Consider the following 17,586-nt stretch of genomic DNA (forward strand, 5'->3'; position numbering starts at 1 on the left):
CCTACCTCGATGCCCGTCATGTGCGGCTTGACGTCATGGAAGGTGGCAATGACGTCATCACCGGAGCAGCCCACCGCCACGGCCGTGCCAGGAGGGCGGAGTCGGTCAGGTCAAATTCGAACTCGGCGACATCGCCGGATCGATCGAGTCGTTGGAGGAAGCCGACCGGATGCGCGAGCCTGCCTTCCGGCGGACCCGCGTGCGGTACAACTCGATGCTCGCGGAGCGAAAGCTGAGAGTCGGCCGCCTCGAAGAGGCTTGCCGGGACTGGCACAAGGTGCTGGATGACTGCCAGCACGTACAGAGCGGCCGGTGCGACGACCGGATCTCGGCGATGATGTCCGCCATCCGCCCCCACCTGCGCAACGGGCACGCGCGAGCCCTGTATGAGCGCGTTCGTCCCCTCGCTCCGGCGGCCTGACGCACCTCCTGTCCTGCCTGCCAACTCCGTTTCGAGGCCGAGCGTATGGTCGACGGCGCCGACCATACGTGCGGGCTGTCTGCGGTTTCGGGCAGTGTCAGGGGTGGGCAGCCTCGCGCGGCGACTTCGCCCGGATCGTTTCCGTCGGGGCGTGCAGCCATAGGTGCTGACCGTGCGCCGTGACCGTCAGACCGAAGGACTGGGTGTCCGGACGGCCGCGGGCGGCATACTCCGCCTCGACCTCTTTAGCCTCCGCCCACAGGTCCCGCGGGCCGTACACCGTGATCGTTCCACCGCCGGCTACGGCCGCCGAGCCGTCGTCGGCCTGAAGCCACACGGTCCGGACGCCTTGGTGGAACCCGTGCGTCATCCGTACGCCCGGCAGACGGACGCTGCCGAACAGGGCGAAGCCCAGCGGGTAGAGCCGCTCGGGATCGAGGCCGGTCTCGCGGCGCCGTGCCGTGGTGGTCCGGCGGCCCCAGCTTCGCCAGCCGGTGGGAGCGCATCGGCATGTAGGAAGCGCCGTGGAAGAAGCGGCCGACGAGGTCCCCGTTGTAAGTGACCGCCGAGGACGGTCTCCCGCCGCCCGAGCTACTCCCGCCCGGTTCCCACGAGATCCTGGCCGCCTTCGAGAAGGCCGACGGCGCACTCCGTGCGAAAGACGTCTGCCAGGCGCTGGACACCGGGAAGGAGCCCCGTCATGTCGACGGTATCCGGGCCAAGCTGAAACGCCTGGTGAGCCGGGGCATCCTCACCGAACCCGAGCCCGGCCTCTTCGCCCTGACGCGCTGTCCCCGACCCTACTGAAAAGTCAAGCGGCGCCCTGCGACCTGCGGACCATCACCACGGCGCACGTGCCCGGGCCCGGGCCGTCCAGCACAATCGGATCTGGGGCATCGTCTGCGCGGGGCTGCCGCGCGCAGTGCGCTCACCACACGGGCCTGAACGAAACGTCCTGATCCGGGTGAACCGCCGCGATGTAGGTCCGCAGGTCCCAGTCGAGGGCGGCCAGACGTTCGGCGCCGATGACGTCGGCCAACTGCCCCTCGACCGTCGCCCACAGCTCGTCGGCCAGTTCCAGGTACTCACGTCCGCGGGTGGTCAAAGTGAGCACCTGGGCCCGCTTGTCGGTGCTGTGCGGGCGCCGTTCGACGTAGCCCCAGTCCGTCAGCTCCGCGACCGCCTTCGAAGTCGCCTGCTTCGTCACCCCGAGATGGGCCGCGAGGTCGACGGTCGTCGCCTCCGGATGTGATGCCAGATACCGGAAGGTGTACCCGTGTGCCGGACGCAGCGGCTCCCGGCCCAGCTCGGCAAGCAAGGCGTGGAACCGGTCGGTCATCGCGCGGTACGCCACGGCCAGCAGCAGCGGTACCTGGCCTGGGCGCACTTCGGCGAAGTCGGGACTGGGTGGCATGACGGCTCCCCAAACAAAGTAGTCAATTCGGTTGACCGATTCCGGAATCGGCTCTATCTTCAGGTGGTCAAGCGAGTTGACTATATCTCTCTGGGAGAGTGACCATGCCCCTGACCCCCCTCGCCGACGCGCCCACATTCGAGCGCGACGGCTTCACCTTCCGCCCACTCGCCGTCCCCTCCCGCGGCAGCACCGAGCTGGCCATCTGGGCGCTGGAACTGGCACCCGGCGTCCACAGCGAGACCCACAGCATGGACCGCGAAGAAGTCTTCGTGGTCATCGAAGGCAAGGTCTCGGCGACTGTCGCGGGCAAGGACATACTCGCCGAGGCGGGCGACGCGATCATCGTGCCCACACACGCGACCCTGCAACTACGCAACGGCTGCCCACACCATCCCGCCAAGCTCACGGCCGTGACCAGCGCCGGCATGAAGGCAACCGCCGGCGGGGTCACCTTCGCGCCGCCGTGGGCCCAGTGAACCGGCAGCAGCGACCATGAACGACGTCACCGCCGTGGCCCAGCTGGTCCTCCACGAACGGCGGGCCCGCGACCGCGGTTGGTGGGACCTCATGCGTGAGTGCCTGGCCCCGGACGCCGCGATCCGTCTCAGCTGGTTCCGCGGACGGGGAGCGGCGTTCGTTGCCGCGTCCCAGGAGATGGCCGCGCGCGGTGACGCCGCCACCCACAGCCTCTCCTCGCCGACGGTCGACGTAGCCGGCGACCGCGCGGCCGTCGAGATCGGCGCGGCCATCCACCTGCGCAGCGACCTCCACGGCGTCGAAGTGGACCTCACCTCCCATGCGCGACTGCTGTACCGCACCGAACGCCGCGCCGGGCGCTGGCTGATCACCTCGCTCGACCCCGTGTACGAGTACGACAGCCTGGCCCCCAGCATCCCCGGCACGCCCGTGCGGCTCAACGCCGACGTTCTGGCACGAGCCCGACCCTCGTACCGCATGCTGACATGCCTGCTCGGCGCCAAGGACTACACCATTGCCGACGACCTCTGCGGCGACGACCGGCCCGAGCCGGTCCGGCAGCTGTACCGGACGCTGTTCGACTGGCTTCGCGCCGACACCAAGAAATGACCAAGATCCCGGAAGCCTTGGCGCATGGCAGGGCCCCTGCCGCCTTCGCAGTCAAAGCCACCAGCCGGGGACGGGCCCTGAGCGACCGGCGCCTCCACCTCCCCGAGCACTCCTGGTCCAATGACCCCGAACGCCGCACTGCGGCCGGGATACCCGAGACGGTGCAGTTCGCCACCAAGCCACGTCTGGCTGCGGAAATGATCGAGGCCGCGCTGGACGCCGGGATCACCGCCTCCTGGGTGACCGGCGACGAAGCCTACGGCCAGGACCCCCAGCTGCGCGCCGTCCTCCAGGCGCGCGGCATCGGCTATGTCCTGGCTGTCGCCTGCTCGACACGGGTGAGGATCAACCAAGGCCGTACGCCCGCCCGCGCCGATGCCCTCGCCGGCCGCCTGCCCGCCACGGTCTGGCACCGCCAAAGCGCCGGATACGGCGCGAAAGGCCCCCGGTACTACGACTGGGCCTGGGTCCACATCGACACCGGCAGCCATCGGCACCTGCTCATCCGACGCAATCGGTCTACCGGCGAACTCGCTTTCTACCTGTGCTGGTCCCCCGTAGAAGTGACCCTGTCCGAACTGGTCCGCGTCGCCGGTGCCGCTGGAGCGTCGAGGAGTGCTTCCAGGCCGCCAAGAACCAGGTCGGACTCGACCACTACCAGGTCCGCAACTGGACCTCATGGCACCGGCACATCACGCTTGCCATGCTCGCCCTGGCCTCCCTGACCGTCCTCGCCGCAGACGCGCCCCCCGAACCGCCCGCAGATACATACCACTTCGCCCGCAGCCGCCATCCGATCACGCTGACCGTCCCGGAAATCCGCCACCTACTCGCCGCCGTCTTCCACCCACCAGCCGTGACAGCGACCGAGCTGCTGCACTGGTCCAACTGGCACCGACGCCACCAAGCAACAGCCCGACGCAGCCACTACCGACGCCGAATCGCCAGCGAACCCGCTGGATAGATCACGAAGCGCACTGGAGTACCAGGTGATCGGGTCCGGGTCGCCGGGCGGGCGCGTGCGACCCGAGGCGGACGGACAGCTCCTGCTGGGGCATGACCCATTTCCGACCGCAAGCCGACGCGGCGCGGCCGGCACTGCGGCCAGGATCGTCGCCATGCCGATGTTCTCCGCCTTGCAGACCCTGCCCGATGTCCCGCGCTGGGCGCGCAACGCAGCGCGCCTGGCGGTCCTGACGCCGCTGCCGTCCAGCCTATGGCGGCTCCCGATGGCCTGGGGCTGGATGATGGGCTTCGGGCCGGAGGCCAAAAGGACGCTCCACGTGCCCGGCTGGGGGTCGCTCTACATCGTGGGCCTGACGGTGTTCTCGGAGGTCTTCGCCTTCCTGACGCTCGGCCTGGTGCAGTCCTGGGGCGAGGTCTGGCCGCGCTGGGTGCCGGGCCTGCGCGGCCGCCCAGTGCCGGTCCCGGCCGCAGTGATCCCCGCCCTGGTCGGAGCCGGCCTGGTCATGCTGTACTCCGTGGGCCTGATCCACAACATGTTCGTCAATCCGGACCCCGACGCTCCCCACGGCATCTCCGTCGTGGTCCTGAACCTCTGCTACGCGCCCGTCATCCTCTGGGGGCCGCTGCTACTGGCAGTCACCGTGCATTACTGGCGCCGCCGACGCCGGACGTGACCCGCCGGCCGCGGCCCGCACTCAGGCACGGTCGAAGCACACACATCACAAACTCGCGCTGGAGTACTGGTCCTCTGGTGGCCGGTATCGACACGGCCATGCCTGGCGCCTCCGTCAAGGACAGTTTCGCCGATCTCGACCTGACGGAGGACGGCTTCCAGGTGTTGTTCGAGGCACAGTGGATCCACCGCCCGGCCAGTCCGCCCGTCATCCCGTCGGATCTCGCCTGGGACGTGGCGGGCGACCCGGACACGCTGCGCGCCTGGGGAAGGTGTGACCGTGCCGGCTGACCGTGTCTACATCAATACCGGGCTCGTTCTCCCGCACCGCAAACGCCCCGGCCGAGCCCTGCTGCCCGGCGAGGAGGAGGACAACGCCGAACACCGACGGATCCGGGCACGTGTCGAGCACGCCTTCGCCCGCATGAAGTTATCCACGGGGCTCAACCACATCTCATCGCCACCGGCGGCACCGCCGCTTCGCTGAGCAATTCGAGCTCATCGGGGGACATGGGCGCGATGAGACTGCCGAAGTCTCCGCCCTGGACCGCATAGCGCTCCTATCCCAGGTCGCTCATCAGTTGAGCCCAGGCGCGGGCGGTGCGGTGGACGCCCCAGCCGCGCTCGTGGGTCGGGCCGGAGAAGGCGTGCCCGGGCAGTGAGGGCGCGACGGCGTGGAAGGCGTCGGCCGGGGTCGCCGCCGTGTGCGCGGGGATCGGCCAGCGGCCCGAGGACGGCCTGGAAGTCGGCGGTCGTGCTGGGCCACCCGCGCGTGACGGTCAAGGGGGTCGCGTCCGGCTCGGGGGAGCGGAGGTGCAGGACGTGGATGTTCTCCCGTCGATCTCGACGGTGGACTGCGGGTGCGCGTTCAGAGCTGCCTCGTGCGCCCGCCAGTCGTAGCCCTCGCGCCAGTGATCGGCCAGATCCCGCAGCCACGCCTTGCTGACGCCGTAGGACCCACCGGTCCCGGGCAGCTCATCGCAGCGCTTCACCTCACTTGACGATCTCCATCACCGCCATCATGCCTGCGTCCTCGTGGTTGAGGATGTGGCAGTGCAGGACGCTCTTGCCCGTGTAGGTGTTGAAACGGATCCGGATGACGAGCTGTCCCTTGGCGGGAACGCTCGCGGTGTCCTGCAGGCCATGGCCCTGGTGTGGACGGCCGTTGATGCTCATCAACTGGAACTTGTTGACGTGCACGTGGAAGGAGTGTTCCTCGTTGCTGTCGTTGCGTACGGTCCACTCCTCGACCGTGTTGAGCTTGGGCCGGATGTCCACCCGGTTCGGGTCGAATTGTTTGCCGTTGACATAGTACTTGCTCCCGTCGGCGTTCTCGGAGAACACGATGGTGCGCCGCGCGGCGATCGGGTCGTGGCTGAAGTCCAGTCTCGGGGCGAAGGACGAGGCCGGCAGCGGTGCCGGCCTCGTTGAGGGGCCCTCGGAGTCCAGGGTGGCCAAGGTCGCCTGCGGGAAGGAATTGCCGCCCGGACCGGTGTTGTAGGCGAGTGTCTGGAGCTGGGTTCGGCCTCGCGGACCGCCTTGGACCAGCACGTCGAAGCGGGTGCCGGCCGCCAGCAGGAGGGAGTCGGCCGTCCAGATGCGGTCGGAGGGAGCGCCGTCGTGGGCGATCACATGGAACTGCTGCCCCTGGAGGTGGACGTTGTAGTAGATGTTGGCGCTGATGTTGGCCAGCCGCCACAGTTGGGTCTCGCCCGGCCGGATGCGGATGACAGGGTTGATCTGGCCGTTCACGGTGCGGTTGGTGGGTGCGCTGATGTGCAGGCCCTGGGCCTTGACCGCGTCGCCTTGAAGCTGGAAGTCCTTGAGGCCGATGACGTGTTCGCTGATGTTCCGCAGGTCCGCCGGCAGATACTGCTGAAGCCCGTCGACGACGATGACGCCCGACAGGCCGCCGGCGACCTGCGGTGCGGAATCGGGGTGCGCGTGTGAGTGGTACCAGTAGGTGCCGGCCCGAAGGGTGTCCGGGAACCGGTAGGCGTAGTGGTGGGTCTCTCCGGGACGGATGTGGATGAAGACGTTGTCGGAGTCGCCGGACGGCGAGACATGAAGTCCGTGGACGTGCAGATTGGTGCCCTGGCTCAGCCTGTTCGTCATCGACAGGTAGAGCGTGTCCCGGGGGCGGATCCGCAGCGTGGGCGGCATGTACCGGCCGTTGTAGGTGAGGGCCCACAGCTTTCGGCCGGCCACGTCCACCTGCCGTCTCTCCACGACGAGGTCCACCCGCAGGACGCCGTTGCGGCTCACCATCTGCTCCGGCTCCCGCAGCGGGGCACCCGCGGGGAACGACGGCGTCTGCGAGGGGGAGGACGACCGCCGCGAAGACGACCCGCCGCCGGTGCAGCTGCTCACCAGTGCAATCACGGCGAGGATCAGGACGGTGGCACGGCGGAGCAGCCTGCGCGGACACCGCATCACGCCTCCACAGCCTGTCCCGACCCGACGCTTCGATCACCAGCAGTAAACCTACGGTGGAACCCGTACGCGATCCGGGCGAATCGTTCGCGTGAAGGCGCTCCTCCATGCCACCCGCGGCGGGAGCCTCAGCACCACGGCGGTTTCGACGATGCCGGGCAGAGGAGAGGTTGCGGACCAGGGCGCGATGTCCGCGAGATGAACTTCGGACTGAGCCGCGACCCGGGCACCCAGCGAGTGCACATCGAGGTGTCCGATGGAGGCCCTGCCGCCATGGACGGCGACTGGGCAGCCAGCTGCACCCCCGACGAACACGGCCGCGGACTGGAGATCGTCGATCAGCTCACCGCCGCGCACGGCGACCGTGAGGAACCCGAACGCGCTGTCCACTGGGCCGACGTCACCAGCGTGCCCTGACTCGACCGCGCGGCAGCAGGCTGCGCCGGATGACGGCACCAGCTGTCGCATGGAGCGGCGGCTGCCGTCGAGCACTGCGATTCTCATAAATGACGAGTTCTGAGAGGACTTCTGCGAGTGGCGAGCTGGGCGAATCCGGGCGGTTTACCCGTCGCCGGGCGCCTCTCTCAACTGGCCGTTTGTAAGAGACCCGAACCGAAACCGGCCTACCGCTCACCACGGTTCCGGTGTTCCCCCAGGCCGGAACAGGCCGGCGGCCGCGGAATCTCAGGCGTGTACCGCTACTCGCAAGTTCTCAACGCCGCGCTCATCCTGTGGTTGATCGCCGGACCGCAGAAGACGACCAGCCCGACGACACGCACGAGCCCGCCACCACGGTGGCGGGCTCGTGCGTGTTCGACGCCTTTTGAGGCTGTCACCCAGAGCAGCCATAGGTCCTCCTTTCTTCCCCGGGGCCCAATTCCCCGCAGCTCGCCCAAAAGCTCGTCATCACCTCGGGCAGAAGCGCCCTTCAGTCGTCACGGCCTACCGCATCCTCGCCGAGGGCGAAACAGTGGAGCTCCCGACCGGACTCTCCTCGATGCCTACGACCCTTGCTCTGCGAGTGTGACCTTCCGGCCCGCGCGCGCCGCCTCTCGGACCTGCTCCAGCATGGCGTGCCGCCGGACGGCGTGCCGGAAGTCGGGAACGCCGTCCTCGTCCGGTGCAAGGTTCCCGGTGATCTGGTCGCGCAGGAGCGCGTACTCGTGGGCGACGTTGTAGGCAGGCTCGGCACCTCGCTCCGTCCATTGTGTCAGCCAGCGCTGATAGCGGGCGGGAACCGGAAGTTCGGCCAAGGCACCTTCTTCTCCCCGGGCGCCGTACAGCCGCAGCCGCCCCTGGAACCACAGAGCCTGGTCGGCCTTGACGACGAGATCGCCGTCCGTGCCGTTGATCTCCCAATGAAACGCGGTGGCGCGGGACGTCCCCCCGCGGAAGTGCATCGCCGCCACGGCCCCCGACTCCAGCACACCAGTGACGACGATCTGGTCCTCCGCGCTCTTGGCCGCAACCGCCCCGCTCGTGACGTTCGTGACCTCAGGGCGCAGGTTCTCGATGAGAGCCGACACCTCGCGGAACTCCCCGAGCACCATGGCCAGCGCGTCGACCGAGTGCCCGAAGGGGATCGACAGCAACGTGGCGCCGCCCCTGACGTCCAGCACGTACGCATAGTTGTCGTCGTAAGTTGCGCCCCCGATCCAGCCCGACCCGAGCATGCTGGTCGACAGCACCCGCCCCACGTAGCCGTCGGCGACCAGGTCCCGCAGATACCGAAGCGGCGGAGCCGACCGGGCCTGCAGGCCGACTCCTGTGAGCACACCCCTGCGATGCGCGAGGTCGGCCAGTTCCTCGGCCTGCGCGAGGTCGGTACCGAGCGGCCACTCGCTGAACACCATCTTCCCCGCCTCCAGCGCGGGTCGGATGAGCTCCAGGTGGTGCGGAACCTTCACCGTCACCACCACGAGATCGACTTCCTCACTGCGGGCCAGCCCCTCTGCGCTGTCGAAGGCCAGCGGCACCGCATACTTCTCGCCGGCCGCACGCGCCGACTCGGCGCTGCTGGCGCTCAGCGCCCGCAACTCGTATCCATCGAGCCCGGCCAGCGCCGGCACATGGGCGGTCGCCGCCCACCCGCCGCTCGCGCTCAGACCTACGACACCGACACGAATCAGCTCTCCGTGAGGGGAAGTGGACGTCATGTGCACCCCAGTGTTCGCGACCGCCTGCTCTCACCTCAAAACGGCCAATAGCCACGGAGGACACGGTCCAAGCATCATGTTCAGCTATGTCGATTGGTTCGCCGTTGGTCAACGGCACCACACTCGGCGAGTTCGCTTCCCCGCACCCTGCCCTGCGGCTCGTCGGAGCCGCCAAACCGGCCGAGGAACAACCCAGCGAATGACCGGCGCTATACCCCGCCGAAGTGCGGACGGCACCAGGCCGTGATGCCATCGGACCCTGCCAGCACGGACGTCACGCTGCCACGCGTCCCCGGCATCGAATGCGTCGGCGTGATCGACGAAAGGCCCGCCAGCAGCGGCCTGCGCCCCGGTCAGCAGATGGCCACCATGAGGGGCGGGATGGGCCACTCGTACGACGGGGCGTACGCGCAGTACGCCCTGGCCCCAGTCGGCCAGGTGATCCCGTTCGCGCCCGAGTTGCCTTCCCTGTCCCCTCCAGCGCAGCTTCGTGACGGGCATTCCGAACGCCGATGGCTGGCTGTTGAAGCATGCGCCGGCCTCACGGGCCTTCGGGGTTCGGCGCATCACCGTGTGGGGCGGGGGAACGGCAGCACACTGTCCCGGACGGCTGCAGGCTTGCACTCTGTGGCGATCCGGTCGACAAGAACAGCGCTGGCGAGGGTCAGCTTGGTGACCAGCTGGCGGAGCTCTTCGATCTCGGCCTTCTGGTTCGTAATGGTCCGTAGTTGGAGAGCGTGGGCGTCGGTGCGGACCGTGTTGCCGCAGCCGGGCTGACAGGCGTACTGCCGTGGGGCGGTCGCGCCCGAGTAATCGTCAAGACTTGTGGATGAGCTGAAGGAAAATCGGGTTGCCATCCCCACGTAGCAGGCCGAACGATTGCGCCTTGTGACGACTGCTGATGAGAAGCCGCTGTTCGATGCCGCCAGGCCGATCGCGTTGGTGACCGACGTCGGCCGGTCCATCGGAATCGGCGCGGGGATCGCTTGCCGGCTGGCGGAGGCAGGCTGGAACGTCGCCTTCACGTACTGGACACCGTACGACGCGCGCATGGCCTGGGGCATCGAGACTGACGCCGCGGACACCATCGCCAAGGCCCTGGAGGAACGGGGCGCCGACACGGTGGCGGTCGAGGCGGACCTCGCCGATCCTGAGGCCCCAGGGCGAGTCTTTGACCAGGCTCAGGGCGGTCTCGGCGACATCACCGCGTTGGTGATCTGCCACTGCGAGTCGGTGGACTCTGGCCTGCTCGACACCACCCTGGAGAGCTTCGACCGCCACTTCGCGGTCAATGCCCGTGCCACCTGGCTGCTGATCCGGGAGTTCGGCCGTCGCTTCCGCGGGACTCCGGGGACCGGACGCGTGATCGCCCTCACCAGTGACCACACTGTCGGCAACGTGCCCTACGGGGCGAGCAAGGGCGCACTCGACCGCATCACCCTGGCCGCTGCCCACGAACTCGCCCACCTCGGGATCACCGCCAACGTGATCAACCCCGGCCCGATCGACACCGGATGGATGTCCGACGACATCCGCGACCACGTACTGCGCCAGACACCGCTGGGACGTCTGGGCAGCCCCCAGGACACCGCTCACCTCGTGGACTTCCTGTGCTCACCGCAGGGCCAGTGGATCAACGGCCAACTGCTCAAGAGCAACGGCGGTCTCGCCCACTGACCAGCCGGACCGGCTACGCGGCCTCCGGCCGCTCAACCAGTACACCGTTCTCGAAGCGGGCCCCCGCCCGGACGAGCGACACCAGGTGAGCACCGGTGATCGCCCGCCATCGGGCCTGGGCAGACTCAACAAGCTTGAACACCATCGCCAAGGCGGCGGCCGGGCTGCCGGCCCCGCGGGTCACCTTCGTGCGGAGCTTGACCGTGGAGAACGTCGACTCAATAGGGTTGGTGGTCCGCAGGTGGACCCAGTGCTCGGCTGGGAAGTCGTAGAACGCCAGCAGCTCGTCCGCGTCATCGGTGATCTTCGCGACAGCCTTCGGCCACTTCGTGCCGTAAGTGCGGGCGAACGTCTCGATCGCCTTCTCAGCGTGGGCACGGTCCTCTGCGTTGTAGATCTCCTGCATCGACTTCGTCGCGCCTGGCTGCACGGACTTCGGCAGGCAGTTCGCGACGTTCCGGGCTTTGTGAACCCAACATCTCTGATGCCTCGCGGCGGGGAACACCTCGGCCAGGGCTTTCCACAGGCCCATCGCACCGTCTCCGACCACCAGCTCCGGGTCGCGCATACCCCGGCGGCGACAGTCGCGCAGCAGATCGGCCCACGACTCCGTGCTCTCCCGCAGCCCCTCGGCCAGGGCGATCAGCTCCTTGGTGCCGTCGAGACGGACGCCGAGCAGGACCAGGACGCACGAGTGCGCCTGGCCGAGCCGCACTTTGGGATGGACCCCGTCCGCCCACACATAGACGAAGTCGCGGTCGGACAGGTCTCGGTCCTGGAATGCGACGTGGTCGTCGCTCCACTGCTTCGTCAGCCGGGTCACGGTCGCCGGCGACAGCCCCGCCGTGCCGCCGAGGAACTGCTCCAGCGCGGGCACGAAGTCACCGGACGACAATCCGTGCAGGTAGAGCAGCGGCAGCACCTCGGAGATCTTCGGCGACTTGCGGCACCACGGCGCCAAGATCTTCGAGGAGAACCGCTTGCGCTCACCGGTCTCGTCGTCGACGCGGCGGTCGTTCACGCGGGGCGCGATGACCTCGACCGGGCCGGCCGCAGTGACCACGGCCCGGGGTCGGTGATGGCCGTTGCGGACCACCAGGCGCCGTCCAAGCTCGTCGGTTTCCGCAGCCAACTCGGCTATGTACTGGTTGACTTCCGCCTCCAGCGCGGCGGCGAGCATCCGGCGAGCTCCCTCGCGGACGATCTCGTCGATCAGGGAGCCGGACTGGGTGGAGCCGTCGTCAGTCACTACGCTGAGCATGGGCGTGCCTTCCCGACCCGCGCTGCGAACGCGGGCCTACTCGGACATCACAGGATCATCGGGAAGGTACGCCTTCTGCGTCCCGCCCGGGGCGGATCCACAAGTCCTAAGCATTGCTCGTCGCGCCCGGCTCGGGGTCGCAAAGATGTGAGCGCCGGCGACCTGCTCACCGTGGTGCGACCCGGGCTCCCTCCGCCAGACGGCGGCAACACACCCACTGTGGCGACCGTTGGTGATTCGGGCTCAGTTGCGCGGGGCACGGCCTGGCCCGCCGACGGCCAGCAGCGCGCGGGCGCCATGGCCTTCGCCCGCCGCACCGCCCCCGCGCTGGCTGGGCGAGGGCGATGCCGCGTTGGAGCCGGTCGCCTTCGCCCCCCAGCCGGCCCGGACAGCGAGGGCGCGGACGCTGGCGGCTGCGCTCGCGGCCGGGCTGCCGCTCGGCGCGCTCGTCGGGGCTGCCCTGGCGGACGAGATCTGGCTGCCTCTGGCCTGCGCCAGCGCCGAGCACCCCGTGCCCAGGACAACGCCTGTCCGGCCACCGAGCGCGTTGCCGCCCGCGCGGCCATCAGTGACGCCGTGATCCTGGCCGCGTACCTGCTCGTCCGTCCTGCCGCCGGGGCGTGGCGAACGACTCCGGAGGTCCGCCGGTACGCCCAGGCGCCTGCTGAGGTCGCCGAGGCCCTACCCACGACCGCCCCTCCCGCCGAGGTGGAGCAGCTGCGCCGGGGCCGGTCGACGCTGTCCGGACCCGACCGACCAGCCCCTGCCGGGTCCTCTTGCCACACACCGTGTTCCACCGCAAGAGTGGGCAGATGGACCCCCTGGATGCAAAGGGACCCCAAGTCCCGCCCTCCTACCCCCCAAAGACACCTCCGCCTCCGAAGCGGCCGGTCGAGCTTCCGCGACCTGAGACACTCGCTGGTCTACCGCTGCCCAGCCCGCAGACCCGGCGCCTCGCCACACGCACACGAGCTCGTATGACAGTTCGCAACCGCCAGGTCTGCAACTTCACGATCACGTCGGATCGATGGGCCGCCGGCAAAGTCGGCGGCCGCGTGGTGGAGGCCCTTCGGGGCTGGGGCTACCGAACGGACGAGGAAGCGGTCACGAGCGTGTGCCAACTCCTGGTCGAGGCGGCCGTGGCGGATGAGGGAAAGAGGATTAGCGTCCATGTGGCAGACCAGGACGCGATGGCGCTCGTCGTCGTGCTCAGCCACCGTCCCGACCCTGCCCCAGACGATGACGTTCTTGCCCGCATCGCGGCAACCGCCGTCACATCCTCCTGCGGAACAGACGCAGCGCCGGACGGGCGCCGCGTATGGGCACTGCTGGACACCCGCATCAAGACCACAACCAAGGCTCAGCTGTAGCTACAGCACCTCCGTACCGACGCCCGACGATCACTGTTTAGCGGTCGACCGCGCACAGGGCAGCAAAAGCCTTCCACCGGAGGCGCCACGCCTCGGCCGGGCCGTTCCGCCTACTCACGTACGCCGTTCGACTGTGCAGCGCTCCCCGCCGCCGTTCGGCGGTGCCCCGGCGCCCCCGGTCCTTCGGCGCCCGCACGCCCGTGTCGCCATTCGTCCCCAACTCCCGCTCGGTGCAATCCCGTTCACCCCGCTGCCGTCCGGCCCATTCAGCGGCCGGGCCGCGCCGTCCGGTCAGGGCCACTCGTTGCGTCCCCCTGGATGACCGGACAAGCCGGCCTGAAGGTCACGGTGCGCTTCATGCCCCACCGTGCGACCACTGCTCTGTTGCGTCACCCGCTTCACGCTGATCAGCGTGTTGCTGCGGCTTCGCAGCATGAGCTTCTGCAAGTTGCGGACCTTCTTGAGGTCCCCGTCCTGCGTCGCCTTGAAGATCCTCTGCCTCAGTCGCCGTACGTTCTCCTCGCAGGTGGCCCAGTCGATGCCGTGCCAGTCGAGTAAGTCGTCCTCGGGTCCGTTCACCGCAGGCGACGGCATCACGGCAGGTGCCGTGATCTCCATGTTCGCCTCCGGTGTCTGACTTGCCCCTCGGTTCCGGCTTCCTTGCAGTGGTGACTTCAAAGGCTCACCTGATCCACGTGGGCACCCTTTCGGGCCGGGCCACCAGGACCCGTATCCGGCGAGTTATGCAAGAGATGAGTGAAGGTCCCGTCTCCCGGTTTCCTCTGGCCTTTCGGCCCGCCGGCCTTCGCTTCTTGGATCTTCCTTCTCCCGCCGGGGACTTCAGCCTTCCTTGCGGTCGGCCTACCAAGCCTGGGCTTGGACCCCGTCGGGGTTTCCACGTTCCGCACCAGTAAGACGCGGCTGGGGTGGGCGCCCCCTCTACCACGGGACCAGCGGTGTCCTCCCTCCGGGCTCAGTTACCCGAAGGTCGCTTGGTGCCTTGCAGCACCGGGTCCTGTGACCGCCGCCAACACGCCATCGACGCGGCCTTAAAGCCACGAGGCATCATCAAGGGTTCACTTGCGTTCGCCCGTCCAGCCTTCCCCTCACCTGTTGCACCCCGATGGCCGGGACGCTCTTGGGCTTGAACGCTCCGCTTCACACTCCGCCGTTACCAGCGACGCATGGGAGCGCGGGGACGGACCTTGGACACTGGTCCGAAGTTCAGCCGATCGATACCTCCTTCACGTGGCTGGACTTACTTACCTGGAGCGACTTCGTGTCGCACACTGAGCGCTTCAGTTGGCGAGCTTCGCCAACTGAAGCGCTCGGCGCGGGCGTGTCCGTTACCGTCTCGGTCCTGCTGTGGCGTACAGCACGGTGCCGGTCGCCAGCAGGGCCCACGCGGTCGCGGCGGACGCCGTCGTGGCGGGGGAAAGGATCATCCAGCCGCCCACCTCTCCCACGATGCCGGGCGGAAACGGGACGACGAGGGTGAACGCGAGCCAGCCGATCGGCAGGGTCCATGCGAACTGTGCCCCGCACAGCACCGCCCCGAGCGCGGCCAGGCCGGCCAGGCCCGCGCTGTCCCGGACGACGAGCGCAGCCGGGGCGAGCTTCGGCCCGGCCGCCTGGACCGCCAGCAGCGCCGCCCCGGCGACCGCGCCCATCAGCAGCACGTGCGCGGCCCGCCGAGGCATCCACCGGATCGCGGCCGTCCGGTCCAGCGCGGCATCCTGCCCGCCGAGCCCGACGGAAGCGGCCGCCACGTTCGCGGTGAGGACCAGGATCACGATCCCCAGGTCCACCGGTCCTGGGCCGTCGAGGGCCCACACCGCCAGCGCGACGAGCGCGACCGCGGCGGCAGAGGTGGGCACCTGCCGTGAACGCGCATACAGCATCAGCCATCTCATGAGGATGTCTCCCCCGTCAGCGCCGCGAGCGCGTTCTTGCAGGAGAGCGCGGCGGCATGCGCCTGGGCGATCCGCGAGCGCTGCTCGGCCGGCGGCAGGGCCGTCAGCTTCTCCCAGGCGACTTCGGCGTTCGCCGATGCACCCTGCGGATGCGCGGCCTGCGGACGCGCGTCGGTGTCCGGCTGCTGCAGCGGTTCGAGCTGGTGATCGCCCAGGGCCCAGCTCGCGGCGACGCTCTGTGCGGGGATGTCGACCTGCCCCCCGCCCTCCCAAGGGGTGCGCGGTGCGCAGTTGGGTGCCAGGCCCTGGGCGACCAGGAGGCGGGTCAGTTCGGTCCCCGTCGCGTGGGCGATCAGCGGGTCGTCGAAGTCGATCAGCACCACGTTGCCGGAGAGTTCGCGTGGGTCGCCGATCGCGCGCAACTCGGTGTCCTCCCGCACCGAGTTGGGCGCCTTGTCACCGAGGGCGTCGTGCAGCACGCGCAGCGCCTCCTTGCCGCGCGGCGCGAGCTCGGGCAGGCGTGAGCGGTTTGCCTGCGTCACGCACACCGGGCCATCGCAGACCAGGGTGGCGGCGGCCTTGTCGACGACGTAGGCGTCGCGCGGAGCGGCCGGGAGGACCAGCAGGGCCAGGGCGGCGCCGGCCAGGACGGGGGCCACCGCGAGCAGCCGGGCCCGGCGGGTGGCGGCCGACAGCAGTGCGAAGCCGGTGGCGAGCAGGCCGAGCAGCCAGAGCGTCTGACCGAGGTGCACGGAACCGGACAGGGTCAGCAGCATCTCCCGCGGCTCCGCGGTGGCCGGGGACAGCAGGGCGAACCGGTTCGGCGGGATGCTCGAAGGCAGTTCCCCGTCATTGGCCTGCCGCAGGAGGAGGGACGTCAGCAAGAGGAACACGGTCAGGGCCGGCGGGGTGAGCACGGAGGGCACGGCCCGCGCGACGCCCATGCCGAACACGGCCCCCGCGGCGAGGGCCAGCGCCGCCACGAGCGAGATCGGCAGCCAACCCAGAGGCATGTACGTGGTGGCGCCGAGGGCCACCTGGACTCCGCCCACCAGGATGAGGAGGCCGAAGCCCGATGCCAACGCGAGCGCCATCGCACCGGCCGGCAGCGCCGCACGGCGCCAGGCCGGCAGCGGCGTGGTCGTCAGCAGTTCGGCCGTCCGCGAGCGGGATTCGCGCAGCCCGTAGACCGCTCCCATGCCCACCACGAGCGGCCACCAGAAGACCAGCAGGTACCGGGTCCACAGGGCCATGGAGGTCCACTGGGCCGTCCACCCCGCGTCGCCCCTCCACCAGATCCCGTCGATCAGACAGAAGACCGCCAGGCTGCCTGCCAGGACGACGATGCCGAGCCACGGGGCGAGGGAGCGCTTCAGTTCGATGCGCAGGACACGTCCGTTCACCAGGTGCCTCCCTGCCGACCGGAGCTCTGGAGCAGCGCCGAGTAGCCGCGCTCCAGGGGGCTGTCGCCCGGGTGGTCGGGGCTGCCCGCCGCGGCCAGGTCGTCCGGCGTGCCCTGGAAGACGAGGCGGCCGTCGGCGAAGAGCACCACGTCGGAGCAGGCGGCCGCGACGTCCTCGACCAGGTGGGTGGAGACGACCACACAGGTGTCGCGGCCCAGTTCCTGGAGCAGCTCGCGAAAGCGCAGTCGCTGCGCCGGATCCAGGCCGACTGTCGGCTCGTCCAGCAGCAGCACCGCGGGATCGTTGACGATGGCCTGGGCGATGCCGGCCCGCCGCACCATGCCGCCGGACAGGGTCTTCATCCGATGGTCGGCGCGGTCCGCCAGGCCCACCCGTTCCACGGCCCGCTGGACGGCCCCGGGGACGACCGCCTTCGGAACCTCCTTCAACCAGGCCATGTACTCGACGAACTCACGCACCGTGAAGCGCTTGTAATAGCCGAAATCCTGCGGCAGGTAGCCGATCCGGCGACGCAGGGCCCGGTGGTCAACCATCCCGCCCACGGAGGTGCCGAGCATCTCCAATTCGCCCTCGGTGGGGCGCAGCACGGTGGCCAGCGTCCGGATCAGGGTGGTCTTCCCCGCTCCGTTGGGCCCCAGGAGGCCGTGGGTGCCGGTGCCCAGGGACAGGTCGAGCCCGTCGACGGCCATCTTCTTGCGTCCGACGCGTACTTTCAGGCCGTCGGCCCGGATCTCCCAGGCGTAGGTTTTCGGCGCGGCGTCGGCCGCGCTAGTGGTGGGCGTCATGCGG

The 17,586-nt window shown here is 69.2% G+C and carries 18 protein-coding genes and 5 pseudogenes; 12 read left to right on the top strand and 11 right to left on the bottom strand.

Going from position 1 to position 17,586, the window contains the following annotated elements; genetic code table 11:
- Window positions 1-169: 169 nt before the first annotated feature.
- On the top strand, window positions 170-421 hold the full coding sequence (locus tag CG747_RS43145) for a hypothetical protein (RefSeq protein ID WP_100607354.1): 252 nt from the start codon (window positions 170-172) through the stop codon (window positions 419-421).
- A 97-nt stretch (window positions 422-518) separates the two neighbouring features.
- On the opposite strand, the gene CG747_RS43150 is transcribed toward CG747_RS43145, so the two are convergent.
- Entirely contained in the window at window positions 519-791 is a 273-nt protein-coding gene (locus tag CG747_RS43150) for a hypothetical protein (RefSeq protein WP_100607355.1), read from the bottom strand.
- Window positions 792-979: 188 nt separating this feature from the next.
- On the opposite strand from CG747_RS43150, the gene CG747_RS43155 reads away from it, so the two are divergent.
- Complete coding sequence (locus CG747_RS43155; RefSeq protein ID WP_100607356.1) at window positions 980-1,228, top strand: hypothetical protein; 249 nt, start codon at window positions 980-982, stop codon at window positions 1,226-1,228.
- A 121-nt stretch (window positions 1,229-1,349) separates the two neighbouring features.
- On the opposite strand, the gene CG747_RS43160 is transcribed toward CG747_RS43155, so the two are convergent.
- Window positions 1,350-1,835, bottom strand: a complete 486-nt coding sequence (locus CG747_RS43160) for a MarR family winged helix-turn-helix transcriptional regulator (RefSeq protein ID WP_100607357.1) — start codon at window positions 1,833-1,835, stop codon at window positions 1,350-1,352.
- A 104-nt stretch (window positions 1,836-1,939) separates the two neighbouring features.
- Between CG747_RS43160 and CG747_RS43165 the strand changes: the two genes are divergently transcribed.
- The 6 genes and pseudogenes from CG747_RS43165 to CG747_RS51210 form a co-directional block, all read left to right on the top strand.
- Window positions 1,940-2,314 carry a cupin domain-containing protein gene (locus tag CG747_RS43165; protein ID WP_100607358.1) on the top strand — a complete coding sequence of 125 codons (375 nt, stop codon included), beginning with the start codon at window positions 1,940-1,942 and terminating at the stop codon, window positions 2,312-2,314.
- Window positions 2,315-2,330: 16 nt separating this feature from the next.
- On the top strand, window positions 2,331-2,924 hold the full coding sequence (locus CG747_RS43170; protein ID WP_100607359.1) for a nuclear transport factor 2 family protein: 594 nt from the start codon (window positions 2,331-2,333) through the stop codon (window positions 2,922-2,924).
- Window positions 2,921-3,310, top strand: a pseudogene (locus tag CG747_RS51205) (transposase); the annotation flags it as partial. The gene CG747_RS43170 and the pseudogene CG747_RS51205, both read left to right, overlap by 4 nt.
- 158 nt (window positions 3,311-3,468) lie before the next feature.
- Window positions 3,469-3,888, top strand: a complete 420-nt coding sequence (locus CG747_RS50395) for a hypothetical protein (protein ID WP_257981134.1) — start codon at window positions 3,469-3,471, stop codon at window positions 3,886-3,888.
- Window positions 3,889-4,042: 154 nt separating this feature from the next.
- On the top strand, window positions 4,043-4,564 hold the full coding sequence (locus CG747_RS43180; RefSeq protein ID WP_257981135.1) for a hypothetical protein: 522 nt from the start codon (window positions 4,043-4,045) through the stop codon (window positions 4,562-4,564).
- Window positions 4,565-4,747: 183 nt separating this feature from the next.
- Window positions 4,748-4,993, top strand: a pseudogene (locus tag CG747_RS51210) (IS5/IS1182 family transposase); the annotation flags it as partial.
- A 133-nt stretch (window positions 4,994-5,126) separates the two neighbouring features.
- Here CG747_RS51210 and CG747_RS43195 read toward each other — a convergent pair.
- Together CG747_RS43195 and CG747_RS43200 are read right to left on the bottom strand one after the other, a co-directional pair.
- Window positions 5,127-5,543: pseudogene (locus CG747_RS43195) on the bottom strand (epoxide hydrolase family protein); the annotation flags it as partial.
- Between the two features lie 13 nt (window positions 5,544-5,556).
- A complete protein-coding gene (locus CG747_RS43200) occupies window positions 5,557-6,996 on the bottom strand; it encodes a multicopper oxidase family protein (protein ID WP_100607362.1) in 1,440 nt (479 codons plus the stop codon).
- Window positions 6,997-7,194: 198 nt separating this feature from the next.
- Between CG747_RS43200 and CG747_RS43205 the strand changes: the two genes are divergently transcribed.
- Entirely contained in the window at window positions 7,195-7,413 is a 219-nt protein-coding gene (locus tag CG747_RS43205; RefSeq protein WP_100607363.1) for an ATP-binding protein, read from the top strand.
- A gap of 584 nt (window positions 7,414-7,997) precedes the next feature.
- On the opposite strand, the gene CG747_RS43210 is transcribed toward CG747_RS43205, so the two are convergent.
- On the bottom strand, window positions 7,998-9,152 hold the full coding sequence (locus tag CG747_RS43210; RefSeq protein ID WP_100607364.1) for a Gfo/Idh/MocA family protein: 1,155 nt from the start codon (window positions 9,150-9,152) through the stop codon (window positions 7,998-8,000).
- Between the two features lie 273 nt (window positions 9,153-9,425).
- Between CG747_RS43210 and CG747_RS50405 the strand changes: the two are divergent.
- Window positions 9,426-9,617 (top strand): annotated as a pseudogene (locus tag CG747_RS50405) (alcohol dehydrogenase catalytic domain-containing protein); the annotation flags it as partial.
- Window positions 9,618-9,718: 101 nt separating this feature from the next.
- Here the strand turns inward: CG747_RS50405 and CG747_RS50410 are convergent.
- Window positions 9,719-10,117 (bottom strand): hypothetical protein, encoded by a 399-nt coding sequence (locus tag CG747_RS50410; protein ID WP_257981136.1) that lies wholly within the window; start codon window positions 10,115-10,117, stop codon window positions 9,719-9,721.
- Between CG747_RS50410 and CG747_RS43220 the strand changes: the two genes are divergently transcribed.
- A complete protein-coding gene (locus CG747_RS43220; RefSeq protein ID WP_100607365.1) occupies window positions 10,041-10,829 on the top strand; it encodes an SDR family oxidoreductase in 789 nt (262 codons plus the stop codon). The two genes, CG747_RS50410 and CG747_RS43220, sit on opposite strands and share 77 nt — an antisense overlap.
- 13 nt (window positions 10,830-10,842) lie before the next feature.
- Here the strand turns inward: CG747_RS43220 and CG747_RS43225 are convergent, their stop codons facing one another.
- Complete coding sequence (locus tag CG747_RS43225) at window positions 10,843-12,090, bottom strand: IS256 family transposase (RefSeq protein WP_100607366.1); 1,248 nt, start codon at window positions 12,088-12,090, stop codon at window positions 10,843-10,845.
- A gap of 977 nt (window positions 12,091-13,067) precedes the next feature.
- Between CG747_RS43225 and CG747_RS43230 the strand changes: the two genes are divergently transcribed.
- Window positions 13,068-13,460 (top strand): hypothetical protein, encoded by a 393-nt coding sequence (locus tag CG747_RS43230; RefSeq protein WP_257981137.1) that lies wholly within the window; start codon window positions 13,068-13,070, stop codon window positions 13,458-13,460.
- A gap of 369 nt (window positions 13,461-13,829) precedes the next feature.
- On the opposite strand, the pseudogene CG747_RS43235 reads toward CG747_RS43230, so the two are convergent.
- The 4 genes and pseudogenes from CG747_RS43235 to CG747_RS43250 all read right to left on the bottom strand — a co-directional run.
- Window positions 13,830-14,078, bottom strand: a pseudogene (locus CG747_RS43235) (reverse transcriptase N-terminal domain-containing protein); the annotation flags it as partial.
- 728 nt (window positions 14,079-14,806) lie between these two features.
- Window positions 14,807-15,373 carry a hypothetical protein gene (locus CG747_RS43240; RefSeq protein ID WP_100607368.1) on the bottom strand — a complete coding sequence of 189 codons (567 nt, stop codon included), beginning with the start codon at window positions 15,371-15,373 and terminating at the stop codon, window positions 14,807-14,809.
- Window positions 15,370-16,776, bottom strand: coding sequence for a hypothetical protein (locus tag CG747_RS43245; RefSeq protein ID WP_100607369.1), 1,407 nt, complete (start codon window positions 16,774-16,776; stop codon window positions 15,370-15,372). The genes CG747_RS43240 and CG747_RS43245 overlap by 4 nt, the downstream gene beginning before the upstream one ends.
- On the bottom strand, window positions 16,773-17,582 hold the full coding sequence (locus tag CG747_RS43250) for an ABC transporter ATP-binding protein (protein ID WP_100607370.1): 810 nt from the start codon (window positions 17,580-17,582) through the stop codon (window positions 16,773-16,775). The genes CG747_RS43245 and CG747_RS43250 overlap by 4 nt, the downstream gene beginning before the upstream one ends.
- Between the last annotated feature and the right edge of the window lie 4 nt (window positions 17,583-17,586).

Source organism: Streptomyces sp. CB02959 (assembly GCF_002803155.1).
Classification (GTDB): Bacteria; Actinomycetota; Actinomycetes; order Streptomycetales; family Streptomycetaceae; genus Streptomyces.

Excerpts from the sequence above, each read along its gene's own strand:
- CG747_RS43145 (WP_100607354.1), top strand. The coding sequence starts at position 170 with ATGCGCGAGCCTGCCTTCCGGCGGACCCGCGTGCGGTACAACTCGATG.
- CG747_RS43150 (WP_100607355.1), bottom strand. The coding sequence starts at position 791 with ATGACGCACGGGTTCCACCAAGGCGTCCGGACCGTGTGGCTTCAGGCC.
- CG747_RS43160 (WP_100607357.1), bottom strand. The coding sequence starts at position 1,835 with ATGCCACCCAGTCCCGACTTCGCCGAAGTGCGCCCAGGCCAGGTACCG.
- CG747_RS43165 (WP_100607358.1), top strand. The coding sequence starts at position 1,940 with ATGCCCCTGACCCCCCTCGCCGACGCGCCCACATTCGAGCGCGACGGC.
- CG747_RS43170 (WP_100607359.1), top strand. The coding sequence starts at position 2,331 with ATGAACGACGTCACCGCCGTGGCCCAGCTGGTCCTCCACGAACGGCGG.
- CG747_RS43180 (WP_257981135.1), top strand. The coding sequence starts at position 4,043 with ATGCCGATGTTCTCCGCCTTGCAGACCCTGCCCGATGTCCCGCGCTGG.
- CG747_RS43200 (WP_100607362.1), bottom strand. The coding sequence starts at position 6,996 with ATGCGGTGTCCGCGCAGGCTGCTCCGCCGTGCCACCGTCCTGATCCTC.
- CG747_RS43205 (WP_100607363.1), top strand. The coding sequence starts at position 7,195 with ATGAACTTCGGACTGAGCCGCGACCCGGGCACCCAGCGAGTGCACATC.
- CG747_RS43210 (WP_100607364.1), bottom strand. The coding sequence starts at position 9,152 with ATGACGTCCACTTCCCCTCACGGAGAGCTGATTCGTGTCGGTGTCGTA.
- CG747_RS50410 (WP_257981136.1), bottom strand. The coding sequence starts at position 10,117 with ATGGACCGGCCGACGTCGGTCACCAACGCGATCGGCCTGGCGGCATCG.
- CG747_RS43225 (WP_100607366.1), bottom strand. The coding sequence starts at position 12,090 with ATGCTCAGCGTAGTGACTGACGACGGCTCCACCCAGTCCGGCTCCCTG.
- CG747_RS43230 (WP_257981137.1), top strand. The coding sequence starts at position 13,068 with ATGACAGTTCGCAACCGCCAGGTCTGCAACTTCACGATCACGTCGGAT.
- CG747_RS43240 (WP_100607368.1), bottom strand. The coding sequence starts at position 15,373 with ATGAGATGGCTGATGCTGTATGCGCGTTCACGGCAGGTGCCCACCTCT.
- CG747_RS43250 (WP_100607370.1), bottom strand. The coding sequence starts at position 17,582 with ATGACGCCCACCACTAGCGCGGCCGACGCCGCGCCGAAAACCTACGCC.